Raw genomic sequence first — 19352 nt, 5'->3', positions numbered from 1 at the left:
CTTCAGTCCGATCGTACCGCCGCTCAGGCCTTCTCGACCCCGCACCACTCCGCGATGAACAACGCCATGGTCTTGGTGGCCCGGCGCAGCGAGTCGAGCTCGACATATTCGTTGAAGCCGTGCATCGCGGCGCCGGTCGCGCCGAAGCAGAGACTGGGGATGTTGTAGTTGAGCCCGTAGAAGCGGGTATCCGTGAGCGCCGTGAAGACGAGATCCTGGACCTCGCCGCCGTACACGGCGGTGAAGGCCTTGCCGAACGCCGCCTCCGGCTCAGCCGAATTGGTCAACTCGTAGCCCTCGGACAGAAAGCCAGACCACTCGACCACTGGCGGGTTGTTGGAGAGAAAGCGGTGATCGCGCGAAGCCGCGGCGACGCAGGCGAGGATCTCGTTCTGGCAGTCCTTGACCGACCAGCCCGGCAGGATGGCGATGCGGCAATCGACGTCGCACCAGGCCGGCACGCTCGAGGCCCAGTCGCCGCCTTTGATGATGCCCGGATTGAAGTTGATCGGATGATTGAGCGTCTTGAAATGACGGTCGCTCTTGGCGCGCTTGTTCCAGTCCGCCTCGAGCTTCTCCAACGCATGGATCAGATGATAGCTCGCCTGGATCGCATTGGCGCCGACGCCGGCCTCGAACACATGCGCCGGGAAGCCGCGCACCTTCAGGCGGAACCAGATCACGCCCACCTGCGAACGCACCATCTTGCCGCTGGTCGGCTCCGGGATGAAGCAGGCATCCGCGCGGTAGCCGCGCTGCAGGGTCGACAGCGCGCCGACGCCGGTGCTCTCCTCCTCGATGACGGATTGGATGTGAATGCGCGCCGTCGGCTTGAAGCCGGCAGCCTTGATGGCATCGAGCGCATAGAGCGCGCCGATGGTGCCGGACTTCATATCGCAGGCGCCGCGGCCATACATCCGGCCGTCGCGGATCACTGGCGAGAACGGCGGCGTCTCCCACATGTCGAGCGGACCGGCCGGCACCACGTCGCAATGCCCCTGCAGGATCAGCGACCGCCCGGCCGACGTCGCCGGCCGGTAGGTTCCGACCACGCTGCGTGCTCTCGAGAAATCGTGCTCGATCGGGCCGTAGCCGCGCATCTCCTTGAGATCGTCGAGATCGATGTGCCAGTCGTCGACCTCGTAGCCGCGCGAGCGCAGGAGATCGCTGAACATGTCCTGGCACGGCCCTTCGGCGCCGCGGGTCGAGGGGATGGCGACGAAGTCGCTCGTGGTCGCAAGCTGCCGGTCGAAGTCGGCATCGACGGCGTCGACGATGCGCTGCGTAATGTCCTGGGTGATCATGCCTGTCGAGGTTCCAATTGCCGATGACTGCAGCAAATCACAATCTCATGCAGAGTTGCACCGGATTCGCCGCTGCTTTCAGAATCGCAAGGCCGCCCGTACATTCGCGCATACGAAAATGACCGCAACATACTTTGGAATTTGGCATGTCGGATCACCGCAATATCCTTTATTTCCTCCTCGGCATTCTCAGCGCGGCGATCATCGTGCTCGGCTACAATTTCTATCAGGCCAAGAAGCAGCCGGAGGGTGTCCAGATCAATATCGGGCCCAACGGCCTGAAGATCGAAGGAAAGTGATGCGTTCTCAAATCTCCTCGTTCGCGAATGCCGCAGCGCGCCCTCTCGGCGTCCTCGGTCTCCTGCTTTTGGTTGCCGCACCCGCGCAGGGGCAATATGTCGGGCGCGAGCAGGACGTCACCGATCTCCGGCTTGGCCAGCGCGTCCTGGTCGATGACGGCACCTGCCCCGCTGGCCAGGTGAAGGAGGTCTCCGGCTCCAAGATGGCCGAAACCGGTATTGTCCGCACCACGAAATGCGTGCCGCGCTTCGGGCCGAAGAAGAAGTAGCTGATCTCGTTTGATGCGGCTCTCGCCGCCGACCTCCGGCGCGTGACCTTCCGCACAGTCCCGTAGCCGCGCATCGATGATGCTCCTGCCCGTGGACAAGCGGGGACGCAGCATGTCGATGTCAGCGGTGCAGGATCACGGCTTCTTCGAACCGGCCGACCGGCCGCAGCCGGTCAAGGCCGATTTCAGCCGCTACGCCCTGCTCGGCTATCTCTCGGTGGCGCTGGTGTTCGGCGGCTTCGGCGTATGGGCCGCCTACGCCCCCCTCGATCGCGCGGCGATCGCACCGGGCACCGTGTCCGTCTCCGGCGATCACAAGGTCGTCCAGCACCGTGAGGGCGGAATCATCCGGGACATCCTGGCCAAGGAGACTCACGCCGTGCATCGCGGCGACCTGCTGTTCCGGCTGCAGCCGACCGAGGCCCAGGCCAACACGGATCTCCTGCGCAAGCAGATGGATGCCGCACTCGCCGAGGAGGCGCGCCTGCTCGCCGAGCGCGGCAATGCGCGGATGATCACGTTTCCCGACGCGCTGCTCAACCGCCAGAACGTGCCGGAGGCGGCGCTTGCCATCGCCGACCAGCAGCGGCTGTTCGTCGAGCGCCGCAACGGCCTGATCAGCCAGATCAACATCCTCAACTCGCAGATCGCCCAGCAGCAGCAGGAGCTCGCCGGCCGCGACCGCCAGCGCGCCGCGCTCTCCGCGCAGCTCGCAAGCTTCGAGACGCAGATGAACAATGTGCGCCCGGCGGTCGCCGCAGGCTACTATCCGCGCAACAAGTTCCTCGAACTGGAACGCGAGCGCGCCCGCGTCGAAGGCGATCTCGGCCAGGCGCAGGCCGACGTGGCGCGGCTGACGCAGACGGCGGCGCAGACGCGCCTGCAGATCGATCAGACGCTGCAGAAATATCTGACCGAAGTCGGCCAGCAGCTCGACGGCACCCGTGCCAAGCTGTCGGACCTGCGCGAGAAGCTCGTCATCGCCGAGGACGTGCTGCGCCGGGTCGACATCCGCGCCGAGCGCGACGGCATCGTCATGAACATGAAAGTCCACACCGTGGGCGCCGTCGTGAAGCCCGGCGATACGCTCGCCGAGATCGTCCCGGTCGGCGAAGGCGTCGACGTGATGGCGCACGTCTCGCCGCGCGACATCGAGAGCGTCGCCATCGGCCAGAGGGCCGAGGTGCGCTTCTCCAATTTCTCCTCGCGCACGACACCGACGATCTTCGGCAAGGTCTCGAGCGTCTCGGCGGATGCGATGTCGGACGAGGCGAACAAGCAGAGCTACTACTCGGCGCGGGTCGTGATCGACTATTCGACCATCCCGCCCGAGATCGCCGAGAAGATTCTGCCGGGCATGCAGGCCGACGTCATCATCTCCACGGGAGAGCGCACCGTGCTCGAATATCTGGTCGGGCCGCTGCTCAACACGCTCGCCAAGACGTTCCGTGAGAAATGAGCCGAGAGCACCTAGGCCGACGGCACCGGTGGCGCGCCCGCGACGACAGCAAGGTCGCGGGCACGCCGCACGCCGATGGCGTCCAGCTCGCTGCCCTGCTCCGGATCGGCAAGCCTCTCACGTATCGCTCCATCCAGATCAGCAAGGCCGGCTGCAGTCGCCACGCCCCCGGACATCGCGAGCTGCCAACCTCTGGTCTCCGCCAATTCAGCCAGACGCGCCGGCCACTCCGTCCCGAGCCCGAGCACAGCCACCTGCGACGTGCGTCCAAGGGTCAGTTGCCCGACGACGATGTCGCCAAGGTGAGCACCAATCGTCAACTCGACGGGCCGACCGATCTCCGCAGCGATCTTTTCGTTGACGCGATCCATGACCACGTCCATGGCGCTGATCGCCTGCAGCGCATCGCGGCAGCCTTGTTCTGCTCCCTGCTCCTCGCCGAAGATGGCGAGCACGCCATTGCCGAGGAAGCGATCGATGCGCCCGGAATGGGCTTCGATCGCCCTGCCAATGGCGCCGAAGATCTCGTTCATCATGAACCCGAGGTCGGCGGGCAGCCGGTCGCGCGCAATGGTCGCAACCGGACGGACGCGGACGTGGACCAGGCATACCGCACAGCGCTCGGCGGGAAGGTGGTCGACGAGGGGCGCCCTCTCCGCTTGATCGCCGCCGAGGAGACGCGTGATCGTCAGCGGCGCCACCGGGCGAATCTGGCAGGCCAGCCGCACATTCGCCGGTGCCGCCAAGTCGGCGAGCATGACGCGCTCCGCGTGGCCGGGCGGTGCCAGCGTCTCCGCACCTTCATCAACGCGGACGCGACAAAGACCGCAGCGGGCACGGCCGCCGCAGTCGGACCGCTGCGAGAGCTCGTTGCTGCCGATGATCTCCAGCAGCGTCGGACCGACCGCGGCCCGCACCGTCGCGCCGCCCGTGAACGCAATAACGATCTTCGGCGCCGCGAGCGACGCGACGTGGCGGAACACGATGATCGTCACGCCTGCAACGAGCAGCGCGACGACTGTGATCTGCGTCGAAATTTGCAGCAAGGCGATCCACCTCCCGTCGAGTTCGCTCGGCCAATGGGTGACCTGGCGCATCTGCTCGGCCATGCCGGGATTGCCGAGCAACGCGGCGACGGCGCGCCCGGACACCACGAAACCCATCAGCGCCGCCATCGGCAGCGCGACGGCGAGGACAAACAGCAGCGGCTGGACGAGGCGGTACCAGCTCCGGAATTTCAGCCAGTGATGCAGGCCGACGCAGCCGTGGATCCAGACCAGCAGCAGCAGAGCGGTCTGAATCCAGGCCGCCTTGGGCCACATCAACGCCAGCGCATAGAGGTAGCCATCCTGAACGCCGAACAGCGCATGAGCGATGTGGGTCTCGATGACGTGCGGCAGCAACAATAGCGGGATCGCAAATCCCGTGGCGATCTGAACAAACTCCCAGGAGGACAGCCGCCACGTGCCGCGCTGAACCGTCTTGACGAAAGCAAGCACGGCATGCGCGAGCAATGCCGCCGCCAGCACGATCATCCCCGGCCACGATCGGGTGACGACCAGCCGCCATTCCTGCACCGCGTCCATCGCCTCGAGGCTGAACAGACCCACCGCATGGTTGAGAAAATGCGTCGCGGCGAACGCAAACAGGACGAGGCCCGACACGAGCCGGATGTTCTGGGACGTTACGGCAGGCATGAGGTCACTGTGATTCAGGCAAGCTGCGAAATCTGAGCACGGCTGATCCATCCGGTAGCGGCTGCAACCGGCCAACTCAAGCGCTGGCAGATCAGCCTCGAGCTATGTGAGGTCAATCACGGTCGACGACGGGCGCCCCAGGCGAAGTTCTCCAGCACCATCGCAAGGGGATCCGACATGACGAGCACCACCCGAAGCCCGCTGGGAACCGCGCTCCGCGCCTGCTTTCCCGCGCTCACCGCGACCTTCGTGCTCAGCCTCTTCATCAATGCGAGCATGCTCGCCTCGCCCCTCTATTCCATGCAGGTCTACGACCGCGTCCTCACCAGCCGCAATCTCGGCACGCTGGTCATGCTGACGCTCATCGTCGGTGTCTTCCTGGTGCTGTATGGCGTCCTCGAATTCGCCCGTTCCGGCGTTCTGGCCCGGGCCGGCGTGCAGTTCGAAGGCACGCTGCGCCACCCGCTGTTCGAGACGATGATGAAGGCGGAGCTGTCGCCGCGGCATCGCTTCGGCCAGCAGATCATCCGTGACGCCGAGACCATCCGCGACTGCATCTCCAGCGGCACCGCCGCCATCGCCTGCGATCTGCCGTGGACCCCGGTGTTCGTCGCGCTGTGCTTTCTGCAGCACGCTTATCTCGGCATCCTCTCGCTGCTCGGCGCGATCGTGCTGTTCTCGCTGGCGCTGCTCACCGAATTCTACACGCGCGCCAGCGTCGAGCGCACCAACGCGCTGGCCAACGAGGCCTCGCGTTTCGTCGCGGCGGCGCTGCGCAACGGCGAGGTCGTGCGCGGCCTCGGCATGGGCAACATCGTCATGGACCGCTGGAGTTGCCGTCAGTCAGCGATGGTCGAAGCCCACAGCACCCTCGTCGAGCGTGGCGCGGCGATGCATTCCGTCACCAAGTTCGCGCGCATGGCGGTGCAGACCTCGCTGCTGTGCATCGGCGCCTGGCTCGCGATCGAGCAGCAGATCTCGCCCGGCGCGATGATGGCGACCTCCATCATCATGGGCCGCGCCCTGGCCCCGGTCGAGCAGGTCGTTGGCCAGTGGAAGCGCATCATCGCATTCCGCTCCGCCTATCGCAGGCTGGAGGAGCTGTTCCAGGCCTTGCCGGTCACGGCTGCACCGACGGCGCTGCCGACGCCGCGCGGCGAGATCGACGTCGAGAACGCCGTGGTGTGGCCGCCGGCGGCTGGCCGCCCCTCGGTCAAGGGCGTCAGCTTTTCGCTCAAGGCCGGCGAGAGCCTCGCGATCGTCGGCGCCTCCGCCAGCGGCAAGTCGAGCATGGCGCGCGCCATGGCCGGGGTCTGGCCGCTGCGCGAAGGCGTGATCCGTATCGACGGTGCCGCCTACAGCCAGTGGGACCCAAACCGGCTTGGCAAGCATATCGGCTACCTGCCACAGGACATCGAACTGTTCTCAGGCACCGTCGCCGACAACATCGCCCGGCTCGCGAAGGTGGATGAGGCCGCCGTCGTCGCTGCCGCCAAGGCCGCCGGCGCGCATGAGGTCATCCTGCGCCTGCCCAACGGCTACGACACTCCGATCGGCGAAGGCGGCGTGGCGTTGTCCGGCGGCATGCGCCAGCGCGTCGGCCTGGCCCGCGCGCTGTACGGCGATCCGCGGCTCTTGATCCTCGACGAGCCGAACTCGAACCTCGACGAGGACGGCGAGCGGGCGCTGGCGCAGGCCATGGCCCAGGCGAAGGCCGCCGGCCGAACCGTGATCGTCGTCACGCACCGTCCGCAGCTTCTGGCGCATGTTGACCGCATCATGGTGATGGCCTTCGGCAAGACGCTGGCATGCGGCCCGCGCGACGAGGTGATCGCCAAGATGCGCGGCCAGCGTGTCGTCGTCGCCCACGACCGGGCGACGGCCAGCGCCGCGGCCTGAACGGACCGCAATGCAGATCGCACACCGCAAGGAGCCAGCCATGATCAAGTTCACATCGCACGCACGGACACTCCAGCTGGCGCTCGCGACCGCCGTCCTGCTGCCGATGTCGGCTTCGGCGGAGACACCGATGACCGCGCGTCAGATGCTGGCCCACGCGCAAACTCAAGCTCTCAACGTTCCCAGCGATATCAGGAAGCCCGAGCTGGACCGCAGCGAAAAGATCACCAGCGAGGCCGCCTCCGCAGGCAATGCCGCCATCGCCGCCCCGCTTCCGGTGATCGAGCCGCCGGCGCCGATCTCGCCGCCAGCCCCGGCGCTCACCGCACTGGCTGCGCCCGTCCCGGCGCCTGAGGCAGCTTCGTCGCAGACACGTACCAACTCGCTCACGGCCGCCGTGCCCGTTGCTGAAGCTGCCAAGACGTCGAATCCAGTGCTCGCAACTCCGCCCGTGGCGGCCACCACTGAAACACGCCCTGTGGCACCGGCCGCGACGCCGCCCGCCACGGCCGCAGCTTCACCGGCCGTCGTCCCCGCAGTCGCTCCTGCTGCCGCGCCGACCCAGCCCGGTCTGACGGCCGCGGCGCCCACGCAGACGACGCGGACGAAAGCGGCGACCTTGCCATCCGCCGAAAAGACTGCACTTGCGCGGCATCAGCCGACGAGTGCCGATGCGTCAGCGGGCCGCCCTGCTCCCAAGCCGCGTGCGAGATCGTCAAGGCACAGCGACGACGACGCCATCAGCACGCGGATCTCGCGCATCATGCGCCGGCCCGAGGTGCAGTCATTGATGTCGCAGTATGGCCTGGACTGACAACCAGCACCGCCGGACGATGGACGCCGATCGACGTCAGGTCCGGCGGCTGATCAGTTGGCCGGATCGAACATGCACTGCAGGGCAGGCTTCGCGATCTTGGTGAACGTAGGACCGATCTCGGCCTGCTTCGGTGCGGGCAGCCAATCGGTCTCGATGGTCGGCACGCCGGTCTCACTGATGCCGCGCAGCAGCGCCTCTCGCAAGTCGGCATCCTCCACCATCGCGGCCGCATGATCATGCAGGCAGGAGCAGACAGCTTCAGGATGCGCCCACCGGTCAAGCATATGAGGCGCACATTGCCGTACGAACTCGCTGCGCAGATCGGACAATCGGGTCGTTGTCCGCGCCTCGACGGAGGACCAGAAGAGGCACGACAGCACGGCAAGCGCCGCAGCACCCAGTCGAAAACGCATGGTGGACCGCTGGTATTTGTTTTTCGTCATGTCATCCACGCGGGCCCGGACGACACGATTCGCATGTCGCTGACGCCAGCATCGGTTTCATATCCGCTTCACGTTTCAAGCGGCCTGCGGCACAGGCCCAAAATGGTTTCATGGCCCCGCCGCTTCGTTTCATCGCGACCGACCCGACGACACAAAATACAATCAAAACGAGAGTGATCTAAAACCCCAAGCAGAAGAATGTTTCACTTGCCTTGGGCGAGCCAGCGCCCTCCGGGGCAGCCGTCAATTCTGCCGATGGCGAGCTTCTTAACGACCTTACATTAACTGTGGCAGGGAGAACCTCCCAGCTCACCACGGCAACCCAGCAGCGCGCGGCGCGTTGGGAGACGACGTTGCTCCCTCAGGGTCACCATGGACAAGCGCTCGCACACACCCAAACCGAAGGTATCACGCCGCAGCTCCCTGGCTGCACCGATGGCGCAGCAGCGAACCGAGAGCTACGCCGGCTCGACGCCACAGAGCCTGGTGCGGCTGATCGGCTGCCACGATCCTGCCAAGCACAAATTGCCCGGCAAGGCTTTCGGCAGCCGATCGTCTCTTGGCAGGTCCCTTATTGAATGAAATCGCCGCACTTCTGGACCACGCCGTCGTCGGCTTTGCCCCAAGGCATGACCGGAACGGAGGAGGTCGAGTTCTTCGGCGATCCCTCGATCAGCCTGTCTGAGTAAACCATGTAGACGAGCACGTTGCGCTTGGCGTCGCAGCCGCGAACGATCTGCATCTTCTTGAAGAACAGCGACCGTCGCTGCCGGAACATGTCGTCGGCCTGTTCGAGCTTGCGTTTGAACCTGATCGGGCCGATCTGCCGGCATGCGAGCGAGATGTCGGAGACTTCCTCGGCCAGGCCCAGCCAACCGGCATAGCCGCCCTTCTGCGGCACCGTGAAGTGGCAGGCGACGCCCTCTACCTCTGGATCATCAACGCCATAGGTCGCGAGCTTGTCATTCGGGCTGAGCAGTTTGAACACGGTCGACCGACGGAAGATCAGATCCGGCTCGTCTGCGGCGTATGCTGAGATCACAGGCGAGGACAATCCGATAAGCAGTAGGCAAACGAGGGTTTTCAGCCACAGATCAAACCGTTTGGTGGCTCTGAACGACATGTCGGTCTCCGTTATACCGCCGATGCTCGGCATACCGCCCATGTAGGGACACAAATGCCTGCAAGGAAGGCGCTCCAGCCCCTGACCTTCCACTACCCGTTTAACGGGATGTGAGGCTTTTCTGCTACGATTGGAACGAAATCACGCAGGGCAGAAGCCCAAGCTGGTGAACGCAGACTCCGTCTGCGACACTAAAGACCAGATGGTTCTTGAGGATTTGCCGGAATGCTCTGCGTTCGTGCAGCCGCCAGGGGGCGGTTCTATTGTGCCGCAATCGTTTCAGTCCCGCTTGCCATAGCAGTGACCTCACAGGCTGGCGCAGCGTCTTATTACTACTGGAACGACGCGCAGCCCATCACCATTGCTCCGACCGTACGCCCGGCCGCTCCGCGCAAGCCCAAGGCGCGCCACCTTGAGATGCTGACCAAGACCGAGAAGGAGGCTGCCAAGCCGCAAGCGCCGCTCACGATCGCGGTGTCGATCAACAAGCAGCAGCTGAAGGTCTACGACGCAAACGGCCTGTTCGCGGAAGCACCCGTCTCGACCGGCATGAAGGGGCATTCCACGCCGATGGGCGTGTTCAGCGTCATTCAGAAGCAGAGATACCATCGCTCCAACATCTACAGCGGCGCCCCGATGCCGTTCATGCAGCGCATCACCTGGTCCGGCGTCGCGCTCCACGCGGGCGTGCTGCCGGGCTACCCGGCGTCGCATGGCTGCATCCGCATGCCGGCAAGCTTTGCAACCCGCATCTATGGCTGGACGCGGATGGGATCCCGGGTCCTGGTCACGCCGAGCGAGGTGGCTCCTGCGAGTTTCTCGCATCCGATGCTCGCTGCACTGAAGGCGCCGCAGCCGAGCGCATCGGTGCACCCCGATGCGACTGCGCCCGCAGCGATCAAGTCGGACAAGGGCACCGCCGTCACCACCGCGATCACAGTCGCGACGACGGATCTGCGCGCCACGATCGGTCATGCCGAGAATCCGCGCTCCGGCGAAGGATCGCCAACCGCGTCGGGCCAGGTGCGGACCGCCGATGCCAGCAACGCCAATGGGCTGCCACCGAAGATCTCGGACGCTTCGCCAAGCGCCGAACCACCGCGTTCACCCGCGGCGGAGGTTCGGAGCGATGCTGCCGATCTGAAGCCCAGTGTCGCCGAGACCATGATTGAGCACGCGACCGCCGAAGCAGAGGCCAAGCCAGGCGCTCCGGCCGCGGCCAGGATCGAGCAGCAGGACGAGGCCAAGTCTGCCCCCAGCGACGTCGCTCCGGCGGGTCAGCCCACGACTGCTGCGCAGGTGGCCGCTCCGGCTATCGAGAAGCCGGCTGAGGCGTCGGCGAATGCCGAAGCCACCGGTTCAACCGAACTCAAGCCTGCTGAGTCCAAGTCGGCAGAGTCCAAGCCTGCCGACGCCGCGATCGCGGACCAGCCTGCGTCGCCGCCTCCAGTGGCAGCAGAGGCACCGGCGAAGCCAGTCGACCCCAACGATCTCGCCAAGGATCAGTCGCGTGTTGCCGCGCCGGACAAGCCGATTGCGCCCAAGCCCGAATTGAAGCGCAACAGCCAGATCGCGATCTTCATCAGCCGCAAGGATTCGAAGCTGTACGTGCGGCAGAACTTCGCTCCGGTGTTCAACACCCCCGTCACCATCGCACCGGGCGACAAGCCGCTAGGCACCCACGTGTTCACCGCGACGGCTGACAAGGCCGATCCGGCGACGATGCGCTGGTCGGTCGTCTCGCTGCCCTCCTCGGCGCGGAGCGCCGCGGCGACCGATGTCGCGGCCAAGGCGGCCCGGCGCGGTAAGAGGTCCGCGGGCGCCGATGCCGAGCTGAAACAGGTCGTTCCGCTGAGCAGCGCAGCCGAGGCGCTCGATCGCATCACCATTCCCGCCGACGTCATGGCGTGGCTCGGCGAAGCCCTGTCGACCGGAAGTTCGCTGATCGTCTCCGATCAAGGCATCAACCAGGGCGAAACCGGCGAGGGCACGGAGTTCATCCTTTCGCTGCGCTGACGACCGACGACGTCCCTCTTTCCGCCCCACGGCAGGGGTATCCCGTGCCGGAACGCAGTCTGATCCAGCGCCACGTCGCGGCCGTTCAAGCAGCGGCCGGTCGAGCGCGGGCACATTCATGCTGACGGGGCTGGCTCTGCTCAGGGAGATTCACAATGATCGATCGCAGGATGGTTGTTCTCGGCATCGGCGCCTCGTTGTCGGGCGCGACGCTCACGTCGCAGGCCGCTCATGCCGACAATGCGGTGAGCAAGATGACCGCCTATCGCTTCTCCTTCCCCGCGCTGGCCGGTGAGCCGATCCGGCTCGCCGATTTCGCGGGCAAGCCGGTGCTGGTGGTCAACACGGCCTCCCAGTGCGGCTACACCCCGCAATACACCGGCCTCCAGAAGCTGTGGAGCGAGTTCCATGAGCGCGGGCTGACGATCGTCGCCGTGCCCTCCAACGACTTCAACCAGGAGCCCGGGATCGCGGGCGACATCGCCGAGCTGGCCAACAAGGAGTACGGCGTCACCTTCCCGATGACCGCAAAAGCGGTGGTCACCGGTTCCAACGCCCACCCATTCTACCGCTGGGCCGCCGAGGCGCGGCCCAAGGAAACGCCGCGCTGGAACTTTCACAAATATCTGATCGGCCGTGACGGCTACATCGCCGACGTTTTCGCCTCCTCGGTCGAGCCGACGGATACGCGGGTCAAGACCGCGGTCGCCCGGCTGCTGGCGGACGGCTGAGCAACACTCGGCAGGAATGCGGCGGAAGCCGGCAACTTCCCCCGTGTTTTTGCCTCGTTTCCTTTTGGCGCCCATCCGGCAGCTGGGCTAGTATCCCCAACCGGATAACGGAGCGACTCTCGACGCTGGCGCTCCCGTTGCAACAACCCCGAGGAAACACGATGCGGATTGCAGCAGGATTGGTGTTCGCGAGTTCTTTGGCGGCTTCGCTGTTGACGTCTGGCGCGGCCTGGTCGCAGGCGCAGCGCACGGCGGCGGCGCCGACCCCGGCTGCTGCTGGTCCCGCACCGGCCCCTGTTCCCGCCGTGGCCGCCCAGACGCAGCCGCCGCGCGCACCCTGCATGAACCCCGAGGCGCTCGGCGTCGGCCGCACCGTCGAGATCGACACGACAGGCGGTCCGGGATTCGGCTTCGAGCACTTCAAGGACCTCGACTTCCTCAAGGATCATGAAGTGGTCCTGACGTTCGACGACGGCCCATGGCCGGAGAACACGCCCAGCGTGCTCAAGGCGCTCGCCGACCAGTGCACCACCGGCATCTTCTTCATCATCGGCAAGCATGCGACCTATTATCCGGAAATCCTGAAGCAGGTTTACAATGCCGGCCACACGGTCGGCACGCACACCTGGTCGCACGCGGCGCTGACGAACAAGAAGCTGACCGAGGATCAACGCAAGGAAGAGATCGAGCTCGGCATCAGCGCAGTGAAATGGGCGCTCGGCGGCAATTCGCCGGCGCCGTTCTTCCGCTTCCCGGCATTGCAGCATCCGCCGGAGATCGTAACCTATCTCGGCACCCGCAACATCGGCATCTTCTCCTGCGATCTCGACTCGTTCGACTTCAAGGCGCGCAATGCGCAGGCGGTGATCGACGTCACCTTCAAGAAGCTCGACAAGCTCGGCAAGGGCATCATCCTGATGCACGACTTCCACAAGCACACCGCCGAGGCCCTGCCCGAGCTGCTGCGCCGCCTGAAGGCCGGCGGCTACAAGGTGGTCGCGATGCGCGCCAAGGCGCCGGTGCAGTCGCTGCCGCAGTATGACGAGCAGCTCAGCAAGGTCGCGAAGCTGCCGACGGTGAGCCAACGGCCGGTCTCGAGCGTTGTGACGACAGTGTCCGAATGAGACAGGATTCCTTTCGTCAGTGACCAAGCTTCGTCTCGAAGGTTACGTGATCGTGTCGGCCGACGGGATGTTGGCCGACGCGAGCAATGCGATGCCGCCCGCCCTGAAATTTCCCGGCGACGCCGCATTCTTTTCCCAGGCCCTCGATGGCGCCGATCTGATCGTCCACGGCCGCAACTCCTATGAGGACCAGCCGAATTCGCCGAAGCGCCGGCGCATCGTCGTGACCGGCAAGGTCGCGGGGCTGGCGCCGGATCCGGAAAAGCCGCTCTCCACCCTTTGGAATCCGGCGGGTGCCTCGTTCGAAGCCGCCTGTGAAGCCGCGGGCGTCGGCTCTGGCACGGTGGCGGTGATCGGCGGCCCCGTCGTGTTCGAGATGTTCATGGACCGCTACGAGACCTTCTTCCTGTCACTGGCGCCCCACGTCTCCCTGCCCAGCGGCGTGCCGTGCTTTCCCGGCGTCGGTCCCGACCGTTCGCCGCAGCAGGTGCTGACGGCCCACGGCTACACGCCCGCCAATCAGCTGATGCTCGATCCCGCCCACGACGTCAGCGTGACCGCCTGGAAACGCACCGCTTAGAGCTCCCTCTAGATGTCTCCATACGCGCTCTGCTCCGGCGCTTTCGGGCCCTTGCCGTAGCCGAGGATCATGAACAGCGCGCCGATGATCGACAGGTTCTTCAGCGCGTCGATCAGGGTCTTGGCGTTGTCGGGCGGGGCCTGGTTCCAGAAGTCATGGAAGTAGAAGATGGTCGCGCCGACGAACACGATCATCAGAGCCGCGAAGAAACGCCCGAGAAAATTGAGCGCGATCATCACGCCGGCGAGCACCTCGAACGCACCGGCCGCGATCGCCAGGATCTGCGGCATCGGCATCTTGGCGGCGGCCTCGAGCTGCGCCGCATAGGGCGCGAGCATCGTGGGAATCGTGACCTTGGCGGCGATGAGATCGGCGGTGGCGGGAATGCCGAACAGCTTGGTCGCGCCCGTGTAGATGAAGATCACGGCGAACAGAACGCGCCCGAATGTAATGAAACCCGGCATTCTCGCCCTCACGGATCAACTTCAAACGATGTGTCGTCGGCCCACCGGGCCGGATATGTGACGTCGCGAACGCTTTTCAACAATAAAGGCGGGCGGAATACGACCGAAACCGGACGAATTCCGCCACACTTCGATCACGCCAACAACGTCACGCAAACAGCGTCGGCTGCGCCCTCCCCGCCCGTTCCTGGGCTTCGACCGCGGCCACCGCCGTCATGTTGAGAATGCCGCGCGCCGTCACCGACGGCGTCAGGATGTGCGCCGGGCGCGCCGGGCCGATCAGGATCGGCCCCACCGGGACCGCATCCGCCAGCACCTTGATCATTTGATAGGCGACGTTGGCGGCGTCGAGATTCGGCATGATCAGGACATTGGCCGAGCCTTCGAGATCCGAATGCGGCAGGATCGCCTTGCGCGCAGTCGCCGACAGCGCGGTGTCGCCCTGCATCTCGCCGTCGGCCTCGAGGTCGGGACGATGCTGCTTCAGCAATGCCGTCGCCTGCCGCATCTTGCGCGAGGACTCGGTGTCGTAGCCACCGAAATCGGAATGCGAGACGAAGGCAATCTTCGGCTTGATGTTGAATCGCGTGACGTGGTTGGCCGCGAGCGACGCCATCTCGGCGAGCTCTTCGGCCGTGGGATCCGGCCGCACCTGGGTATCGCCGATGAAATAGGCGCCCTTGCTGGTGATGGTGAGCGCCAGCGCCGCGTAGTCGCTGACCCCCGGCATGAAGCCGATGATCTCACGGACGTGGCGCAGATGGCTCATGTAGCGCCCTTCGACGCCGCAGATCATCGCATCCGCCTCGCCCCTGACGACGGCGAGCGCCGCGATCACGGTGGCGTTGGTGCGCACCACCGTGCGCGCCGCATCCGGCGTCACGCCGCGCCGTCCCGCGACCTCGATGTAGCTCTGCACATAGGAGCGGTAGCGCGGATCGTCCTCGGGGTTGACGAGGTCGAAATCACGCCCGGCCTTGATCGACAGGCCGAAGCGCTTGATGCGGGCCTCGACCACGCTGGGACGACCGACCAGGATCGGCCGCGCCAGCTTCTCCTCCAGCACGACCTGGGTGGCGCGCAGCACACGCTCGTCCTCGCCCTCGGCATAGATCACGCGGACCGGCTGCGTCTTCGCCTTGGCGAACACCGGCTTCATGACCAGGCCAGAGCGGAACGCAAAACGTTCCAGCAGCGCGGTGTACTCGTCGAAATTGGTGATCGGCCGCGTCGCGACGCCGGACTCCATCGCCGCCTTCGCCACCGCCGGCGCAATGCGCAGGATCAGGCGCGGATCGAATGGCGAGGGGATCAGCGAACCCGGACCAAAACCCTGCGTCTCGCCGGTGTCGAAGCCGCGGCTGACCGCGTCCGACGGCGGGTCCTGGGCAAGCTGCGCGATCGCGTCGACCGCCGCCTGCTTCATCGCCTCGTTGATGGCGGTGGCGCCGACGTCGAGCGCGCCGCGGAAGATGAACGGGAAGCAGAGAACGTTGTTGACTTGGTTCGGGAAGTCCGAGCGCCCGGTGCAGATCATCGCGTCCGGCCGCGCCGCGCGCGCCTCCTCCGGCATGATCTCCGGGTTGGGATTGGCCAGCGCCATGATCAGCGGTTTCTCGGCCATCTGCTTGAGCAGCTCCGGCTTCAGCACGCCGCCGGCGGACAGCCCGAGGAAGATATCCGCGCCGCCGATCACCTCGGCCAGGGTCCGCTTGTCGGTCTTCTGCGCATAGACCGCCTTCCAGGGGTCCATCAGCGTGTTGCGGCCCTCATGGACGACGCCGTCGATGTCGCAGACCCAGATGTTCTTGCGCTGCGCACCCATCGAGACCAGCAGATTGAGGCAGGCGATCGCGGCGGCGCCGGCGCCCGACGTCACGATCTTGACCTCGGAGAGCTGCTTGCCGGCCAGCGACAGCGCATTCTTGATCGCGGCGCCGACGATGATCGCGGTGCCGTGCTGGTCGTCATGGAAGACCGGGATCTTCATGCGCTCCTTGAGCCGCGCCTCGATCTCGAAGCACTCCGGTCCCTTGATGTCCTCGAGGTTGATGCCGCCGAAGGTGGGCTCCAGTGCCGCGACCGTCTCGACCACCCGATCGATCGTGTCGGCCGCGATCTCGATGTCGAACACGTCGATGCCGGCGAATTTCTTGAACAGGACCGCCTTGCCCTCCATCACCGGCTTGGACGCCAGCGGGCCAATATTGCCGAGGCCGAGCACGGCGGTACCGTTGGAGACGACGGCGACCAGGTTGGCGCGCGCAGTCAGCGTGGCGGCCTCGGCCGGGCTGTTGGCGATCTCGGTGCAGGCGGCGGCAACGCCCGGCGAATAGGCCAGCGCCAGGTCGCGCTGGTTGGCGAGCGGCTTGGTAGCCTGGATCTCCAGCTTGCCCGGCCGTGGCAGCCGGTGATAGGCCAGGGCTGCGGAACGAAGATCTTCAGAATAGGACGACGACATACGTGCTCCAGCGTTTCCGACCCGGATTTTTGGTCTCTTGAGTCTCGGTCAGACGTCGGTTTTTCCGGCCGGTGGAAGTGCATGTGATGCACGTTGGGCGGCTTTCATGCAACATCCGAAACCATGTTCGCCGGCATCCCGGGCCAGCGATTCCCCAGTTCGCAGAAGCACATCCCTACTCCATCGATTTCATTGAGACCATCATCACTTGCTGCCTAAGCCTTGGGCGGAGCACATCAAATGACCCGTATCCTGATCGGAATTCTCACGGCTGTTGCGCTGGCCGTCGCCGGCTTCGTCGGCGTGCCCTGGTACGCCCAGAGCCGCGCCGAGCGCGAGGTCGAGGCCGGCTTTGCCCAGATCCGGCAAAGCGGCGCCACGGCGACCCATGGCAAGGTCGCCTTCGACCTGTGGAGCCGCAAGTTGACCATCGCCGACGTCAAGCTCGAATCGGCCGCCCAGCCGCCGGCCAGCGTCACGCTCGGCACCATCACCGCGACCGGGCTGAGCCAGCCTGATTCCGAGCATGTCACGGCCGCCAGCATCGAGATCAGCGACATCGCCATGGCCGGCCAGATCCCCGGCCCGTCGCCGCTCCGGCTGAGCTACAAGCTGCCGCAACTGCTGGTGAAGGATTATGCCGGCCCGGCGCGGTTCGCCGCGCTCCCGGCCGGCGCCGGCATGCTCGAGACCTCCCGCGCGCTCGCCCAACAGCTCGCCACCATCAGCGCCACCTCGGCCACGGTGCCGCGGGTCACCGGCACGATGGAAGGCGGCCCCTCGGTCGGGCCGACCGAGTTCGGCTATTCCGGGCTGGTGGTGGACGACATCAAGGGCGGCCGCATCGGCAACTACAAGATCCAGGAGGTCACCTTCAGCACCGCGGCGCAACCGCCGAACGGCAAGGTCGAGACGGTGCGCGGCCGCATGCTCGACGTCGTGACCAAGGACATCGACGTCAACGCCATCGTCGCTCTGCTCGCGCCCGAGTCCGCCACCGACGATCGTGTCGTCCGCCTGAGCGGCGTCGCCGGGGCAGGCCTCTACGAGATCACGTCCGATCTCGGCATGCGCATGCACATCGACAGCCTCACGATGGACCAGTTCGGCGTGCGGCCGTCGCGCATCCAACTGCCGGCGCTGGTCGCCGCCTTGACGCCGACCTCGCCGCGAACGAGCGCCATGACGCCGGACCTCATCGACAAGGTGGCCAGCATCTATGACGGCGTCCTGTTCAAGAACGTCGAGGTCCGAGGCCTCGCGGTCGAGACTCCCGACGGCCCGGTCAAGGTCGCGCTGACGCGGTTCGACCTCGACGACGGCAAGGGCGACGTCGCGTTCGAGGGCTTCGACGGCCGAACCCCGAACGGACCGGTCAAGCTCGGCCGCTTCGCCGTGAAGCGCTTCGACATGGGCGGCCTGCTGCGCCACACCGCCAAATTCGCCGTACCGGGAGCCAAGCCCGGTCCGGCCGAAGCCCTGGCGCTGTTCAAGCTGATCGGCGGCATCGAGCTGAAGGCGCTGACGACGTCCTACAAGGCGAGCACCAAGCCGGTCCAGATCGACAATTTCAGCCTCGACTGGGGCCAGTTCGTCGGTCCCATCCCGACCCAGGCACACCTGGTCGCCAAGATGGCCGGACCGCTCGATGCGTCCAATCCGGCCTTGCTGCCGCTTCTGGTCGCCGGCATCGACACCGCCGCTTTCGACGCCGATCTCGGCCTCGGCTGGACCGAGAGCTCGGGCGCGTTCGCGCTTCAACCGTTCAAGCTCGAGGTCAGCAACCTCATCGCAGCCTCGGCCAGCATGTCGCTGTCGCAGGTGCCGCGCGACGTGTTCACGATCGATCTGCAGCAGGCGACGACGGCCGCGGCGCAGATCGAGGCCAGCGGGCTGGAATTGACCCTGCGCGATCTCGGCGCAGTCGACGTGCTCGTCGCCAATTATGCGCGCGGTCATGCGATCACGCGGGACGCCGCGCGCAAGGCGCTGGTCGACAGCATCAAGGCGATCGGCGCGCAGGTCGCGGCCGACAACGTCGATGTCGCCGGTGCCGTCGATGCCATCAGCCGCTTCGTCGAGCGGCCGCACCAGACCTTCACGCTGAAGCTCTCGCCGCGCGCCAAGGTCCCGGCCCTGCAGCTCGCCCAGCTCATCGCCATCGACCCGCCGAGCGCGCTGGCGCAGTTCAAGATCGAGGCGCAGACCGCGCCGTAACTTGAGCCGTGACGTGGAAGGAGGAGCGAGTACCCGCCTCTCTCCTCCGTCATTCCGGGGCACGCGCAGCGCGAGCTCGGAGTCCATAGTCCCGACTCTGCGCGAGGATCGAGACGCCTGAACGCACGACATTCTTCACCAACTACTGTTCGGGAGTATGGATTCCGGGCTCGCGCTGCGCGCGCCCCGGAACGACGACGGAGGGATTCCGCATGGGCTGACATCGGCGCCGACGGTGAGGACCGCGCGGGACCCATGACGTCCGCTCTCACCATGTCGTCGATTCATGCGCATGAACTCAACCCGCGCCTCCACGATCTCGCGGCTTTCTCCGCCCGAGTTCGTCCGGTCGTTCGGCCCTCTCTCATTCGAAGAGGGCGCAGGGAATGCCGGGTGAAGGCCTCACCCATGGCCCGCCTGCGAAAAAAATGCAGGCGGCAGGTACCACA

General features: G+C 65.8%; 17 protein-coding genes. 11 read left to right on the top strand and 6 right to left on the bottom strand.

What is annotated here, in order from left to right; translation table 11 throughout:
- Nucleotides 1-23: 23 nt before the first annotated feature.
- Nucleotides 24-1304: an ArgE/DapE family deacylase gene (locus tag QX070_RS31940; RefSeq protein ID WP_315741122.1), complete on the bottom strand. Its 1281-nt coding sequence runs from the start codon at nucleotides 1302-1304 to the stop codon at nucleotides 24-26.
- A 146-nt stretch (nucleotides 1305-1450) separates the two neighbouring features.
- Between QX070_RS31940 and QX070_RS31935 the strand changes: the two genes are divergently transcribed.
- From QX070_RS31935 to QX070_RS31925, 3 genes are all read left to right on the top strand, one after another.
- Nucleotides 1451-1603 (top strand): hypothetical protein, encoded by a 153-nt coding sequence (locus tag QX070_RS31935; protein ID WP_315712328.1) that lies wholly within the window; start codon nucleotides 1451-1453, stop codon nucleotides 1601-1603.
- Nucleotides 1603-1872 carry a DUF6719 family protein gene (locus QX070_RS31930; RefSeq protein WP_315741121.1) on the top strand — a complete coding sequence of 90 codons (270 nt, stop codon included), beginning with the start codon at nucleotides 1603-1605 and terminating at the stop codon, nucleotides 1870-1872. Before QX070_RS31935 ends, QX070_RS31930 begins: the two co-directional genes overlap by 1 nt.
- Nucleotides 1873-1984: 112 nt before the next feature.
- Nucleotides 1985-3331 carry an HlyD family type I secretion periplasmic adaptor subunit gene (locus QX070_RS31925; RefSeq protein ID WP_315741120.1) on the top strand — a complete coding sequence of 449 codons (1347 nt, stop codon included), beginning with the start codon at nucleotides 1985-1987 and terminating at the stop codon, nucleotides 3329-3331.
- Between the two features lie 11 nt (nucleotides 3332-3342).
- Here QX070_RS31925 and QX070_RS31920 read toward each other — a convergent pair whose 3' ends face one another.
- Complete coding sequence (locus tag QX070_RS31920; protein ID WP_315741119.1) at nucleotides 3343-5079, bottom strand: adenylate/guanylate cyclase domain-containing protein; 1737 nt, start codon at nucleotides 5077-5079, stop codon at nucleotides 3343-3345.
- 126 nt (nucleotides 5080-5205) lie between these two features.
- Here QX070_RS31920 and QX070_RS31915 point away from each other — a divergent pair, with 126 nt between their 5' ends.
- Both QX070_RS31915 and QX070_RS31910 read left to right on the top strand, forming a co-directional pair.
- Nucleotides 5206-6927 carry a type I secretion system permease/ATPase gene (locus QX070_RS31915; RefSeq protein WP_315741118.1) on the top strand — a complete coding sequence of 574 codons (1722 nt, stop codon included), beginning with the start codon at nucleotides 5206-5208 and terminating at the stop codon, nucleotides 6925-6927.
- A gap of 40 nt (nucleotides 6928-6967) precedes the next feature.
- Nucleotides 6968-7741 carry a hypothetical protein gene (locus QX070_RS31910; protein WP_315741117.1) on the top strand — a complete coding sequence of 258 codons (774 nt, stop codon included), beginning with the start codon at nucleotides 6968-6970 and terminating at the stop codon, nucleotides 7739-7741.
- 53 nt (nucleotides 7742-7794) lie between these two features.
- Here QX070_RS31910 and QX070_RS31905 read toward each other — a convergent pair whose 3' ends face one another.
- Nucleotides 7795-8157: a hypothetical protein gene (locus QX070_RS31905; protein ID WP_409999190.1), complete on the bottom strand. Its 363-nt coding sequence runs from the start codon at nucleotides 8155-8157 to the stop codon at nucleotides 7795-7797.
- Between the two features lie 402 nt (nucleotides 8158-8559).
- Here QX070_RS31905 and QX070_RS31900 point away from each other — a divergent pair, with 402 nt between their 5' ends.
- The gene (locus QX070_RS31900) at nucleotides 8560-8769 is read left to right on the top strand and encodes a hypothetical protein (protein ID WP_315741116.1); all 210 of its coding nucleotides are present in this window, start codon (nucleotides 8560-8562) and stop codon (nucleotides 8767-8769) included.
- Here the strand turns inward: QX070_RS31900 and QX070_RS31895 are convergent.
- Nucleotides 8759-9310, bottom strand: a complete 552-nt coding sequence (locus QX070_RS31895) for a CreA family protein (RefSeq protein ID WP_315741115.1) — start codon at nucleotides 9308-9310, stop codon at nucleotides 8759-8761. The two genes, QX070_RS31900 and QX070_RS31895, sit on opposite strands and share 11 nt — an antisense overlap.
- 225 nt (nucleotides 9311-9535) lie before the next feature.
- Between QX070_RS31895 and QX070_RS31890 the strand changes: the two genes are divergently transcribed.
- The 4 genes from QX070_RS31890 (at nucleotide 9536) to QX070_RS31875 (ending at nucleotide 13761) form a co-directional block, all read left to right on the top strand.
- Complete coding sequence (locus tag QX070_RS31890) at nucleotides 9536-11326, top strand: L,D-transpeptidase (RefSeq protein WP_315741114.1); 1791 nt, start codon at nucleotides 9536-9538, stop codon at nucleotides 11324-11326.
- Nucleotides 11327-11481: 155 nt separating this feature from the next.
- The gene (locus QX070_RS31885) at nucleotides 11482-12057 is read left to right on the top strand and encodes a glutathione peroxidase (RefSeq protein WP_315741113.1); all 576 of its coding nucleotides are present in this window, start codon (nucleotides 11482-11484) and stop codon (nucleotides 12055-12057) included.
- 161 nt (nucleotides 12058-12218) lie between these two features.
- Nucleotides 12219-13181 carry a polysaccharide deacetylase family protein gene (locus QX070_RS31880; RefSeq protein WP_315741112.1) on the top strand — a complete coding sequence of 321 codons (963 nt, stop codon included), beginning with the start codon at nucleotides 12219-12221 and terminating at the stop codon, nucleotides 13179-13181.
- A 19-nt stretch (nucleotides 13182-13200) separates the two neighbouring features.
- Nucleotides 13201-13761, top strand: a complete 561-nt coding sequence (locus QX070_RS31875; protein WP_315741111.1) for a dihydrofolate reductase — start codon at nucleotides 13201-13203, stop codon at nucleotides 13759-13761.
- Nucleotides 13762-13769: 8 nt separating this feature from the next.
- Here QX070_RS31875 and QX070_RS31870 read toward each other — a convergent pair whose 3' ends face one another.
- Nucleotides 13770-14225 carry a DoxX family protein gene (locus QX070_RS31870; RefSeq protein WP_315741110.1) on the bottom strand — a complete coding sequence of 152 codons (456 nt, stop codon included), beginning with the start codon at nucleotides 14223-14225 and terminating at the stop codon, nucleotides 13770-13772.
- Between the two features lie 148 nt (nucleotides 14226-14373).
- A complete protein-coding gene (locus QX070_RS31865; protein ID WP_315741109.1) occupies nucleotides 14374-16686 on the bottom strand; it encodes an NADP-dependent malic enzyme in 2313 nt (770 codons plus the stop codon).
- Between the two features lie 240 nt (nucleotides 16687-16926).
- On the opposite strand from QX070_RS31865, the gene QX070_RS31860 reads away from it, so the two are divergent.
- On the top strand, nucleotides 16927-18903 hold the full coding sequence (locus tag QX070_RS31860; RefSeq protein ID WP_315741108.1) for a hypothetical protein: 1977 nt from the start codon (nucleotides 16927-16929) through the stop codon (nucleotides 18901-18903).
- Nucleotides 18904-19352 lie beyond the last annotated feature (449 nt).

Source organism: Bradyrhizobium sp. SZCCHNR1093 (assembly GCF_032381175.1).
Taxonomy (GTDB): Bacteria; Pseudomonadota; Alphaproteobacteria; order Rhizobiales; family Xanthobacteraceae; genus Bradyrhizobium.
Note: the sequence above shows the minus strand (reverse complement) of the source record. Positions and strands in the feature narration are given on the sequence as shown.

Bases quoted from the DNA above. Each gene is read 5' to 3' on its own strand.
- QX070_RS31940 (WP_315741122.1), bottom strand. From the start codon at position 1,304: ATGATCACCCAGGACATTACGCAGCGCATCGTCGACGCCGTCGATGCC.
- QX070_RS31935 (WP_315712328.1), top strand. From the start codon at position 1,451: ATGTCGGATCACCGCAATATCCTTTATTTCCTCCTCGGCATTCTCAGC.
- QX070_RS31930 (WP_315741121.1), top strand. From the start codon at position 1,603: ATGCGTTCTCAAATCTCCTCGTTCGCGAATGCCGCAGCGCGCCCTCTC.
- QX070_RS31925 (WP_315741120.1), top strand. From the start codon at position 1,985: ATGTCGATGTCAGCGGTGCAGGATCACGGCTTCTTCGAACCGGCCGAC.
- QX070_RS31920 (WP_315741119.1), bottom strand. From the start codon at position 5,079: ATGGATCAGCCGTGCTCAGATTTCGCAGCTTGCCTGAATCACAGTGAC.
- QX070_RS31915 (WP_315741118.1), top strand. From the start codon at position 5,206: ATGACGAGCACCACCCGAAGCCCGCTGGGAACCGCGCTCCGCGCCTGC.
- QX070_RS31910 (WP_315741117.1), top strand. From the start codon at position 6,968: ATGATCAAGTTCACATCGCACGCACGGACACTCCAGCTGGCGCTCGCG.
- QX070_RS31905 (WP_409999190.1), bottom strand. From the start codon at position 8,157: ATGCGTTTTCGACTGGGTGCTGCGGCGCTTGCCGTGCTGTCGTGCCTC.
- QX070_RS31900 (WP_315741116.1), top strand. From the start codon at position 8,560: ATGGACAAGCGCTCGCACACACCCAAACCGAAGGTATCACGCCGCAGC.
- QX070_RS31895 (WP_315741115.1), bottom strand. From the start codon at position 9,310: ATGTCGTTCAGAGCCACCAAACGGTTTGATCTGTGGCTGAAAACCCTC.
- QX070_RS31890 (WP_315741114.1), top strand. From the start codon at position 9,536: ATGCTCTGCGTTCGTGCAGCCGCCAGGGGGCGGTTCTATTGTGCCGCA.
- QX070_RS31885 (WP_315741113.1), top strand. From the start codon at position 11,482: ATGATCGATCGCAGGATGGTTGTTCTCGGCATCGGCGCCTCGTTGTCG.
- QX070_RS31880 (WP_315741112.1), top strand. From the start codon at position 12,219: ATGCGGATTGCAGCAGGATTGGTGTTCGCGAGTTCTTTGGCGGCTTCG.
- QX070_RS31870 (WP_315741110.1), bottom strand. From the start codon at position 14,225: ATGCCGGGTTTCATTACATTCGGGCGCGTTCTGTTCGCCGTGATCTTC.
- QX070_RS31865 (WP_315741109.1), bottom strand. From the start codon at position 16,686: ATGTCGTCGTCCTATTCTGAAGATCTTCGTTCCGCAGCCCTGGCCTAT.
- QX070_RS31860 (WP_315741108.1), top strand. From the start codon at position 16,927: ATGACCCGTATCCTGATCGGAATTCTCACGGCTGTTGCGCTGGCCGTC.